We start from the raw sequence: 10,616 nt of genomic DNA on the forward strand, positions 1-10,616 counted from the left end.
ACCGTGTGTCGCCCGGATCGCGTCCCTACGACCTTGACCAGCGCGGACACGCCCGATCCCGGGGGGACGGATTCGAACTTCGCGCGACATTCGAGTCCGAACTTTTCGGCTCAGATCTCGCGCGACATTCGAATTGCCCTGAGTGTGGGGGTGTTACGGCTCGGAGGTGGCCCAGCCCTTGATCATTCGGTACGCGATGGAGACACCGGGTGGGAGGCGGAGGCCGTCCACCGGCTCGCCCTCGGCGTCCAGTGCCGCGAGGATCGTGTCCCGGTAAACCCAGCGCGCTTCCTCGATCTCGCCGTCGGCGGGCACCAGCGGCGCGTTGCGGTCGGCGACGGCGGCGAAGCCGAGCATCAGCGAACGCGGGAACGGCCACGGCTGGCTGCCGAGGTACCGGATGCCGGAGACCTCGACGCCGACCTCTTCCTGGATCTCGCGCGCGACGCAGGCTTCCAGCGACTCGCCGACCTCGACGAACCCGGCGAGCACCGAGAAGCGGTACTGCGGCCAGATCGGCTGACGGGCCAGCAGCACGTGGTCCTCGCCATCGCTGACCAGGCAGATCACCGCCGGATCGGTGCGCGGGTACTCCTCGCGGTCGCAACCCGAGCAGCGCCGCGCCCAGCCGACGCGGACGCGGGTGGTCGCCGCGCCGCAGACCGCGCAGTAGCGGGCGTTGTCGTGCCAGCCGAGCAGGCCGACGGCCGTGGTGAGCAGTCCGGCGTCGGTGTCGTTGAGCAGCGCGCCGCCGGAACGCAGGTCCCGCCAGCCCTCCTGCGCACCGTCGTGGTCGGTGCGCAGCGCCCAGTAGCTGACGTCGTCCTCGACGCCGAGCAGCACCGCGTTCGGCGACGGGCGCTCACCGAAGTCGACGGCGGGTTGCACGATCAGCCGGGAGTCCTCGCCGATCTGGGTGCGGCCCTTGGCGTCGACGAGCACGACCTTGCCGGTGTGCCACAGCTTCGCGCCGCCGTCGAGCGATTCCCGCAGCTCCTCCCGACGGTCCACAGTGGACCGCGAGAGGAGCGGCGGGGAGTCGAGCTGGAAGCCCGCACCGGCGAACACTTCGCAGGTCATTCTTGCGCTCCATCCGGTAACCGGGTCATGGCAGCTCCACGCCGCCCAGCAGCCGCAGCTCGTCCGCCAGCTTGTCGGCGTCGCCGACGACGATGCCGGTGAACTCCGACGGCGCGAACAGCTTCGCGGCCTCGGCGACCTGCTCGACGGTGACGTCGCGCAGTCGCTCGGCGTGCGCGGTCAACCAGTTCTGGTCCAGGCCGGCTGCGGCCAGCGCGGACAGCGTCGAGGCCAGGCCGGACTGCGAGGCGGTCGAGGTCAGCAGCCCGCCGATCGCGTACTGCCGCGCGGACTCGACCTCGGACTCCGACGGCGGCACCAGCGCCATCCGGGCCAGCTCGTAGCGGGTCTCCAGCAGCGCGGCCGCGGTGACCTCGCTGGCGGTGTCGGCGTCGACCAGCAGCGTGCCGTTGCCCTTGGTGAACTCGAAGGACGAGTGCGCGCCGTAGGTGTAGCCCTTGTCCTCGCGGATGTTCTCCACCAGTCGCGAGGAGAAGTAGCCGCCGAAGACCAGGTTCGCGATCTGCAGCGCCGGGTAGCGCTCGTCGGTGCGGGCCAGCGCCTGCGCGGAGAACCGCAGCTGCGACTGGACGGCGCCGGGGCGGTGCACCAGCCGCACGTCGCCGCCGGTGACCAGCGGCAGTGCGGGCATCTCGCGGGCGGAGTCCTCGGACTTCCAGCCGGCCAGGGCCCGCTCGACCTCGCCGATCACGACGTGGGGGTCGATGTCGCCGACCAGCACCAGCACCGATCCCCGCGGCAGCACTGCGGCGCTGTGCAGCGCGCGGACCTGCTCGGGGGTCACCTCGGCGACGTCCTCGGCCTGCGGGACCTCGCGGGTGTAGGGGTGGTCGCCGTAGCGGTGGCGCTGGAGCTCCTCGCGGGCGATCACCCGCGGCTGCGAGCGGGCCACGCCGATCCGCTCGACCAGCCGCGCGCGCTCGGCGTTGACCTCGTCGTCGGCGTAGGTGGCGCCGGTCAGCGCGTCGGCGAGCACGTCGAGCAGCGTGTCCAGGCCGCTGGCCAGCGCGTCTCCGGCGATGCTCAGCCGCTCCGGGTCGACCACCGCGTGCAGGTCGCCGCCGACGGCCGCCAGGTCGGTGTCCATCTTGACGCGGTCGCGGCGCGCGGTGCCGGTCAGCAGGGTTTCGGCCAGCACCTCGGCCTGCGCCGGGTGCTCCTCGGCCTCACCGGCGAACGGGATGCGCAGGCGCATCTCCACCATCGGCACCTGGCCGTGGCGGACGGCGATGACGCGGAGCCCGTTGGGCAGCGCGGTGTCGACACCGGCCGGCGGGACGCCGACGCGGGGCTCGCCCAGCGGCGGCAGCGGGCGCGGGCCCACCTCGGTGCGGCCGATCTCCTCGGCGCTGCGGTGCGTTGCGCGGGTCATGCCGCACCTCCGTTCTCGTCACCAGCGGGTTCGATCTCCAGCACGGCACGCGCGTCGGAGCGCAGCGCCTTGGCCGCCGCGCTGACGTCCTGGGCGCGAACCTGGCCGATCTTGTCGGGAAGCTCCGAGATCAGTTCGGCCCGGCCGTGCAGCAGCTCAGTGCTGCCGAGGTCGAGCGTCCGCGAGATGACCCGGTCGTGCTCCCGGTAGAGGCTGGCCGCCCAGCGGGCCGTGACCCGGTGCAGTTCCTCTTCGGTGGGGCCGTCGGAGGCGATCTTGTCGAGCTCCTCGTCGATCGCCCCGATCACGCGCTCCACCCCGACGTCGGGGGTGTGGATGGCGGTGAAGGTGAAGGTGTCCGGATCGCGCGCGTCCAGCGGGGCGCCCATCAGGCCGGTACCGGCGCTGACGTCGACGACCAGCGCTTCGGAGTGCACCAGGCGCTGCTGGAGCCGGGAGGCGTCGCCGTCGGACAGGATCGCCGAGAGCACGACGTTGGCCAGGTAGGCGTCGAGCTCGCCGACCGGGTCGGGCAGCCGGTAGCCGAGCGCGACGGCGGGCAGCGGCGCGTGCGGGTCGGTGTGCTTGCCGCGGACCTCGCTGGTCGGGAACGGCTCGCCGAACGAAGGCCGCTGCGGGACCGGGCGGGCGGGAACGTCGCCGAAGTGCTTCTCGATCAGCTTGATCGTCCGGTCGACGTCGAGGTCACCGGCGACGGTGAGCACGGCGTTGCCGGGCGAGTAGAAGGTGTCGAAGAAGGCCGCGCAGTCGTCGACGGTGGCCCTTTCGAGATCGGTGAAGTCGCCGTAGCCGTTGTGGGCGTTGGCGAAGGTCGAGTAGAGCACCGGCGGCAGCAGGATCCAGGGGAAACCGCCGTAGGGGCGGTTGAGGACGTTGAGCCGGATCTCCTCCTTGACCACGTCCACCTGGTTGGCCAGGTTCTCCTCGGTGATCTTCGGGGCGCGCATCCGATCGGCTTCCAGGAACAGCGCCCGCTCCAGGGCCGCCGAGGGCAGCACCTGGTAGTAGTCGGTGTAGTCCTGGTGCGTCGAACCGTTGAACGTGCCGCCGGAGCCCTGCACGTGGCGGAAGTGGGCGAGTTTCTCGAGGCTCTCGCTGCCCTGGAACATCAAGTGCTCGAACAGGTGCGCGAATCCTGTGCGCCCTTCGGGTTCGGAGCGGAAGCCCACGTCGTAGTGCACGCTGACACCGACCACAGGGGCCTGACCTGATGCTTGGCCCGCCGCCGAGTCCGGTGCCAACACCACGCGCAGCCCGTTGGGCAAGGTGACGCGATGCAGCTGGGGTTCGACCATGCCATGCAGCCTACGTGCGGGCTGTCAACCTGTGTGTGCCCCCTTCGACACCTTTCGGCGTGTCGCAACACTCCGGCCACCCCGCGAAACGGCAACCGGAGCAACCCCGAAGAGGCCGTTGACCTGCTTCAATGCGACATACCGACCAGCCGGAACGGGCTCAGGCCTGGCGGACCTGGTTGATCAACGAGTTGATCTCGTTGCCGATCAGACCGGCGTCCGCGGGCAGCAGGGCGTAGAGCGGTTCCCCGGTGCTCGCGCGTTCCACCCGGTTGAGGTAGCGGCCGTCGGGTTCGGCGTTGTCGAACCACGACACCACCGGGGTCCGGCGGCGCCGACCGTGCTGGTCGCGCATGTTGGCGGCGATCTGACCGATGCGCACGTGCTGCACCTTGCCGATCTTCTCGTAGAGCTCGACCTGCTGGTCGCCGCTGCTGCCGCGCTTGCGCGTGGCGGTCTCCATCATGCTCGACGGGTCGTAGTCCTCGACCTGATCGCCCTGCATCGAGCTGTGCGGGACGCGGATCGGGCCGTAGCTGCCGGGCTTGGCGGGCGGCAGGGTGCCGAGCACGACTCCGGGCAGCGGCGCGTTCTGGTGCACCTCGACGGTCAGCAGTCCCCCGCGCTTGGGGTCTTCGCTGGGTGCCTGCACGCCGAGCACGATCCGGTTGCCCTCGGCGAACACCGCGACCGCGCGCCAGCAGTGGTCGCTCCCCGGCTCGGGGAACCACATCGAATCGACCCAGAGATAAGGCGTGGCGAGGGTTTTCAGCGCGTCGACCAGCGGCGGCACGACCTCGTCGTCGACGACGACGCCGTTGGCCTCCATGATCGGCAGTTCCGCTTTTCCGATGGTCGAGAACTGATCGGCGGTGTGGCCGAAGGACCGGGTGCTGATCGGCAGCGTGAGACCGTCGATCCGCAGGTATTTGAGCACGATGTCCAGGTGCACCGGCGGCAGCTGCCACCGACCCAACACACTCACTTGAGCTTTCTCCCACTCGTGGAAGCAAAAAAGGAAGGCTCGAAGTGGTGACGCGATCTCGACGGAAATCGCGTCACCACTTCGATCAGGTGAAAAGCCCGCTCACTCGCCGAGAACCGGCGGTGCCGTCTTGGGCATGTCGTTCATCCACACGTCGTCCTGCTCTTCGAGCCAGGACGGACGCTCGTGCTCGTCGTCCTCGGAACCCTCACCGCGACGGCCGGCACCGGCCCCCATGCCGCCCATGCCACCGCGACCGGCGGCACCACGACCACCGGCACCCGCGGCTCCAGCACCCGCACCGGCACCTGCGCCGAGACCACCGGCCCCGGCCCGGCCACCTGCGCCCATGCCCGCTCCGGCACCACGAGCCCCAGCACCCGCACCGCCGACGCCACCGGCGCGACCGCCCGCACCCATGCCCGCTCCGGCACCCGCGCCGAGGCCGGCCGCGAGGCCGAGACCTGCTCCGCCGCCGGGAGTTCCGCCACCAGGCGCGCCACCACCGAACAAACCTCCGCCGGGGAGACCGCCACCCGGCGGATTCGCCCAGGCCGCACCGGTTCCGGCAGGACTGCTCCCACCCGGATAAGCACCACCGGAGTAGCCACCACCGGGGATTCCACCGCCGGGCACGCCGCTACCGGAGTAGCCGCCGCTACCTGCGCCGGAGCCCGCACCGGAACCACCGGGAACGTTGCCGCCGTCGCCCATGCCACCGCCCCAGTCGGTGCCGCCGGGCGGCGCAACCGGCGGCGGGCTCGTGGTCGAGCCGTCAGGCACGGTGTACTGCGGCATCTTCGCGTCGACCTGCGTCAGCGTCGGGCTGTACACCCGCCCCATCGTCTCCTGAGCAGCCTTCTCAGCCTCTTCTTGCTCCTCCATCTGAGAAAGAGCGTTGACACCGCCCCCACTGAGACCGAATGGAATCGCGGACGCCGCGGCCTCACCCCAGCTGAACCCCTCCGGCTCCGGGACAAGCTTCCTCGACTGACCAGCAGCATCCCCAGCCGTGTTGAGGTTGTTGCCTGTCATCTCGACGGCATCGGCGCTGGCTTTCATCCACTCGGATGCAGGTTTTCCGACTTCAGCCGCAGCGTCAGCCGCCTCGCCCTGCCAACCATCGCGAACGATGTTGGACAGGTCCGGACCGAACCGCTCGCCACGCTCGCGAAGACCTTCAGCAAGCTTCGTCCAGGCTTGCGCCACCTCGGCGACAGCCGCCTGATCGATTGACTCCTGGTTGGTCTTGTAGATGTCCGCGTGGCTGCGCCCGCCCCAGTTGATGCACTGGGTGATGGCAGGCGAATCAAAAGAACCGACGTTCAAGCCCGAGTTCTGCCTCGCGAGCTCCGCCTGCTGCTGCTGAGCAATCCGCTTGGCCTCGGCACTTTGCTCGATGCGGTTCTCGTCAGCCTCGGTTTCCCAACCGAAAACGTGCCCGCCGGCATTGTCCAGTGCGCTGAAAAGCCCCATCACTCCCCCTGTGTCACTGAGGCAATCTCGAAGCAGTCTGGTTAACGACCTTCTCAAGCTCGCCGCACGGATCCGGAACGGAATCACGCATGAATCCGGAAAGCTGGTACATCACGAAACCGCCGCCAGCGGACACCGCGTAGTTGCATACACCCTGGTCAGTCGCTCCACCGACGATGATCTCCGCGGCTTCACGACCTGCGATGTTCGTCGGCTCGAACTTGTCGAAGCCACCACCCTGCCCAAGGCTTTGCACGGTGTCCTTGGCGTTCTTCTGCAGTCCGATCGACAGCTTCTCACCTTCCCATTCGCAACCTGGCTGGAAGCTGACCTGGGTAAAGTCTTGCGAGGTGGTCCCCACGCCGAACGAAGTCAGCTCCTCAGGCGTGAAGAACGTGCACGGGTCGAAGCTCTGAAGAGCCGCGCCCGGAGCGGGTGGCTGCACCGAGGGGCCACCACCAGTGCTTGTTCCGCCGCAAGCGCTCAGGCCGAAAAGCGCCAAGCCGGCTGCGGTCGCGAACAAGGACCTGGAAAACGTGCTCACTTCATCCCTCGCCTAAGGTCGTCAGCGTTCTGTTCGTCGACGGCACGGTAGTCCTTGGCAGCAGCGCGAAATGCTTCCGCCTGCTTCGTCAACTCGTCCTGCATGTCACGGATCAACTTGAGAATGCCCGATTCGGGGTCGGTTGCCTTGTCCTGAAAGCGCTTGGCGAGCTGCTGACCATCCTCGTAGTCACCCAGGCCCTTGACGGTCCTCAACGCCGCCGCGTTCCTCAGGAGCTTCGCGAGCTCGCGAACTTCTTCTTCGCAGTGCTTAGCGGCCTTCTCTGCCGCCTCCGGGTCCAGTGCGAGCTTGCCCGCACCGACCTGCGAGTTGATCCACTGCGTCTGACCGCTGACGGCCTTCAGGCCCTCTTTCGCGGCGGCGAACCCACCCTCTGCGCTAGTCATCCCAGATCCTCCGGACCCTGTGATCCCCCATGAACCGTGGTTACTTTAGCTTGACGCGCCCGCGCGCGTAACGGTTCCGAGGAATCTGGACAAACTTGACCGGTGGAACGCTCCGCACCAGGTCACAGCGCCAAGATCATCTACTCGGCGCAGCGGAAACGGCCGTTCTTCAGGCCTTTCAAGAAGGCTCCCCACTGGGACTCGCCCACCCGGAGCTGACCACCCTCCGGGTCTTTGGAGTCACGGAGCGCGATCATTTCGGTGGCTCGCGCGACCTCGACGCAGTTCGTCGAGGACCCGCTCCGGCTGCTCTTCCGCCAGACCAGCTCAGTCATCGTTCAGCCCCTCTGCCAGCGCGTCGATCAGCCCGACCGACTCTTCCTCACCGAGCGCTACGTCCCACAGCGCGTCGCGGGACTCAACATACTGTTGCGTGGTGTTGCCGTCAGTAACGAAGATCCCGCCTTTCCTGTTCTCCAGGTAGACGTAAGTCTCCAGCGCTGCGAACTCGTAGATGGCGAACGTTCCGTCCAATCCCGGATGAGCACCCGCCGAAGCCGGCAGCACCCGCACGCGGACGTTCGGCCATTCGGACTCCGCCACGATCTTCCGAAGCTGGGTCCGCATCACCTTCGGCCCACCGATCAGACGCCGAAGCACGAACTCATCGATCAAGAATCGCAGTTCGGGGCCGTTCGGCCGAGACAGCACAGCCTGTCGTCCGATTCTGGTGGCGACCCGGCGTTCGATCTCGCTCTGCGGTCGATCAACGGTCGAAATCATCTGGCGTGCGTATTCGGCTGTCTGCAACAAGCCTGGCACCAGCGCGATTTCGCAGGCCGTCGCCCGCCGCGCCTCGGTCTCCAGCAGCATGATGTTCGCGAGCTGGTCGGTGTACTTGTCGCCCGACGGCAGGTTGATCGTCGTGCCGTCGTTGGCCTCGGCCTTGGCGACCAGCAGGCCGCGCATCTCCCCCGTCGCTCCGTAGAGCTCGCACAGCGCGCCGACCTCGTCCAACTCCTCGTCGCCATCCCCCTGGGCACCCTCTGGTGGCTCCCATCGACATCAAGGGCCATGCGCACCAAGCAGGCCCTGCTCAAAGCACAAGGCTCGGCACGCTGTCTGGATTTTCACAAGATCCCCTGATCCGCCGATGTGCGCGCTCTTTGATTGCGAGACTCTCTGGCCGCGACGTACCCACTGGGGAGGAGTCGCATTCATGACCGGGTTCAACCTGACGCCCGACGAGGTCCGGAACACCTCACGCGAGATCGGCATGCTGGCGACGGACCTGCGCTCGATCCGCTCCGCGTGGGACGGCGCCTCAGCGGAAGGCGGTCGGGTCTTCGCCACGACGACCTGCGGAGAAGCGTTCAGCGCCTTCCAACAACTGCTCTTCGACAACCTCACGAAGCGGCTGGAGACCTACGATCGGACCGCGCAGGACGTGCACGACAGCGCTGATACGTACGACGCCGCGGACGAGTCCGGTAAGGGGCAGATCGGTGGTGTCCTGTGAACCAGACGACCACGGACGATCTAGCACGCCGGGCCACGGATCTTGAGCGGATCGCGAGTTCCCTGCGACCGGAGAACCTCGCTGCCGCGATCGCCGATGCCCGGCGTGCTCTGGGGGAACCGCTGGGAAATCCCAGCGGGGTCGACGATCTTCTGCACGCGTTCAACCGAGCAGGTCAGGGCCTTGATGGAGCGCAGCAGGAGTCGGCGGCCATGGCTGTCGAACGACTGCCGGCCATCTGGTCCGGCCAGGCCGCTGATGCGGCGAGCGGCGCGCTGGTGTCCGCGACGAAGGAGTTGGAGACCGACAGCGCGATCTTCACCGCAGCAGGCAAGCTGCTGGCCTCGGTCGCCGACTCTCTCCGGTCCGCGCACCAGGAGCACACCGCGCTCCAGCAGTACCTGCTCGACCTGCAGCACAGAGCTGATGCACTACCGCCCAACGCTGCGACCTCACCTGCTGCCGCCGACCTCGCGAACCAATCGCGAGAGGCCGTCGCGGACGCGGCGAAGCTCTTGACCGAGGTGCGCACCGAAGACGAGGAGACGGCGAACAAGCTCACGTCCGTTTCGGCCGGTCCTCTCGGGCCCATCGCCTTCCTGTCAGCCGTCTCAGGCGACCAGCGAAAACCGATCGAGGAGATCCTCCGCGAATACCAGGTAACTCCCGATCGCAACGGCATGGTCACGTTCCCCGAGGGCGCGATGGGCTGGATCGCCGAACAGCTCGGCCTCGAACCACAGGAGATGACCGCCGGAGAGGCCGAACTCCTGTCTGAACTCGGCCCCATGGGCATCAAAGATGCCTACGACATCTACTCCACAGCCAAGGAATCGGGTGAGACAGCGTTCGGCGGGCAAGGAGAACGAGATGGGCATGCCGACGCATACCGGCACGCCTACTGGAACGCAATGCTGACGCAGCGTTTCGGCCCGGAGTGGACCGAGAACTACACCACTGCTCATGAGCGGCTCGGTGGCGAGAACCAGAACGCGGCGACCGTCGAAGCGATGGATCTCTACAACAACGAGGTGGGGCGCCGCATCGCCATGGAGAACCCCGACGCAAGTCCAGAGGAACTGGGGCGAAAGGTCGAAGAGGCCGTGCGCGGCGGTGAGCTCCTCGTGCACAACCACGATTCTCAACTCACCTACAGCGACCAGACCCCTCTCGGCCAGACGGGGCTCGGCACCGGGCCACGAGACCTCGGTGGTCACGACCCGACGCCTCACGACGACACTTCATCCACCGGCTACAACCCGACGCCTGGCGAAAGCCGTCCGCACTACGACGGGAGCTACTGACATGAAACGGGCAGCGATCACCTTCGCGCTGATCACGATGTTGACCACCGGGTGCGGAGCACTGCGCGATGACGTCGAACCGCAAGAGGACGACGCCCTTTCAGCGCAGATCAAGCAGGTCAACCGCCCGGGCGGCGAGCGACGACTCAAGGACATGGCACCAGGCGACTGGGACACCGTGCACATCTTCGGCGAGTACGACTCGCGCGACGAGATCGAGAAGACCGTAGGCACCAAGGTCGACATGGGCGATTCGATCGAATCGACTTACCACCTCCTCTTCTTCATGGAGAACGGAAAGCTGATCCGCGCGGTGAAAACGCGTCCCAGCAACCTGATGCCCGGAACCTACGGTGCGGACCTGGTGCTCAAGGGCCGGCCCGTCCCCGGTTCCACGGTGCTGGACCTCGTCTCTCCCTGAATCAATGATTCGAACCGCTCCGACCGGCTGGTGACAGTCGCGGGCGTCATGGTGCGGGGCGTTGGTTTGGGCGTTTCTGGTTTCGTGGCGTGTTCGTGGGGTTAGGGTTTGAGGCCGTTGTGGGTCTGGGTGGAAGTCGGTGGGATGAAGGCTTTGTGGTCGGGCGGGGCG

General features: G+C 67.5%; 12 protein-coding genes and 1 pseudogene. 3 read left to right on the forward strand and 10 right to left on the reverse strand.

Annotated elements, in window-relative coordinates; all coding sequences use genetic code 11:
• Positions 1-153: 153 nt before the first annotated feature.
• The 10 genes and pseudogenes from nudC to E1202_RS06775 form a co-directional block, all read right to left on the reverse strand.
• Positions 154-1,080 (reverse strand): NAD(+) diphosphatase, encoded by a 927-nt coding sequence (nudC, locus tag E1202_RS06735; protein WP_132681677.1) that lies wholly within the window; start codon positions 1,078-1,080, stop codon positions 154-156.
• A 25-nt stretch (positions 1,081-1,105) separates the two neighbouring features.
• Positions 1,106-2,473 (reverse strand): M16 family metallopeptidase, encoded by a 1,368-nt coding sequence (locus E1202_RS06740; RefSeq protein ID WP_132681678.1) that lies wholly within the window; start codon positions 2,471-2,473, stop codon positions 1,106-1,108.
• Entirely contained in the window at positions 2,470-3,789 is a 1,320-nt protein-coding gene (locus E1202_RS06745) for a M16 family metallopeptidase (RefSeq protein ID WP_132681679.1), read from the reverse strand. Before E1202_RS06745 ends, E1202_RS06740 begins: the two co-directional genes overlap by 4 nt.
• A gap of 160 nt (positions 3,790-3,949) precedes the next feature.
• Positions 3,950-4,774, reverse strand: a complete 825-nt coding sequence (locus E1202_RS06750) for an ESX secretion-associated protein EspG (RefSeq protein WP_132681680.1) — start codon at positions 4,772-4,774, stop codon at positions 3,950-3,952.
• Positions 4,775-4,876: 102 nt separating this feature from the next.
• Positions 4,877-5,659 (reverse strand): hypothetical protein, encoded by a 783-nt coding sequence (locus E1202_RS32035; RefSeq protein WP_235877797.1) that lies wholly within the window; start codon positions 5,657-5,659, stop codon positions 4,877-4,879.
• A gap of 141 nt (positions 5,660-5,800) precedes the next feature.
• Positions 5,801-6,250: pseudogene (locus tag E1202_RS32040) on the reverse strand (PPE domain-containing protein); the annotation flags it as partial.
• A gap of 13 nt (positions 6,251-6,263) precedes the next feature.
• Positions 6,264-6,794, reverse strand: coding sequence for a DUF3558 domain-containing protein (locus E1202_RS06760; protein ID WP_132681681.1), 531 nt, complete (start codon positions 6,792-6,794; stop codon positions 6,264-6,266).
• Positions 6,791-7,201: a hypothetical protein gene (locus tag E1202_RS06765; protein ID WP_132681682.1), complete on the reverse strand. Its 411-nt coding sequence runs from the start codon at positions 7,199-7,201 to the stop codon at positions 6,791-6,793. The genes E1202_RS06760 and E1202_RS06765 overlap by 4 nt, the downstream gene beginning before the upstream one ends.
• A 140-nt stretch (positions 7,202-7,341) precedes the next feature.
• Positions 7,342-7,536, reverse strand: coding sequence for a DUF397 domain-containing protein (locus E1202_RS06770; RefSeq protein WP_132681683.1), 195 nt, complete (start codon positions 7,534-7,536; stop codon positions 7,342-7,344).
• The gene (locus E1202_RS06775) at positions 7,529-8,218 is read right to left on the reverse strand and encodes a DUF5753 domain-containing protein (RefSeq protein WP_132681684.1); all 690 of its coding nucleotides are present in this window, start codon (positions 8,216-8,218) and stop codon (positions 7,529-7,531) included. The genes E1202_RS06770 and E1202_RS06775 overlap by 8 nt, the downstream gene beginning before the upstream one ends.
• A gap of 202 nt (positions 8,219-8,420) precedes the next feature.
• Between E1202_RS06775 and E1202_RS06780 the strand changes: the two genes are divergently transcribed.
• From E1202_RS06780 to E1202_RS06790, 3 genes are read left to right on the forward strand one after another with little or no spacing between them, the layout of a single operon-like run.
• Positions 8,421-8,720 carry a WXG100 family type VII secretion target gene (locus E1202_RS06780; protein WP_165943758.1) on the forward strand — a complete coding sequence of 100 codons (300 nt, stop codon included), beginning with the start codon at positions 8,421-8,423 and terminating at the stop codon, positions 8,718-8,720.
• Positions 8,717-10,024 (forward strand): DUF6973 domain-containing protein, encoded by a 1,308-nt coding sequence (locus E1202_RS31690; protein WP_207918491.1) that lies wholly within the window; start codon positions 8,717-8,719, stop codon positions 10,022-10,024. The genes E1202_RS06780 and E1202_RS31690 overlap by 4 nt, the downstream gene beginning before the upstream one ends.
• Position 10,025: 1 nt before the next feature.
• Positions 10,026-10,445: a hypothetical protein gene (locus E1202_RS06790; RefSeq protein WP_132681686.1), complete on the forward strand. Its 420-nt coding sequence runs from the start codon at positions 10,026-10,028 to the stop codon at positions 10,443-10,445.
• The last annotated feature ends 171 nt before the right edge of the window (positions 10,446-10,616 follow it).

Source organism: Saccharopolyspora karakumensis (assembly GCF_004349225.1).
GTDB lineage: Bacteria > Actinomycetota > Actinomycetes > Mycobacteriales > Pseudonocardiaceae > Saccharopolyspora > Saccharopolyspora endophytica.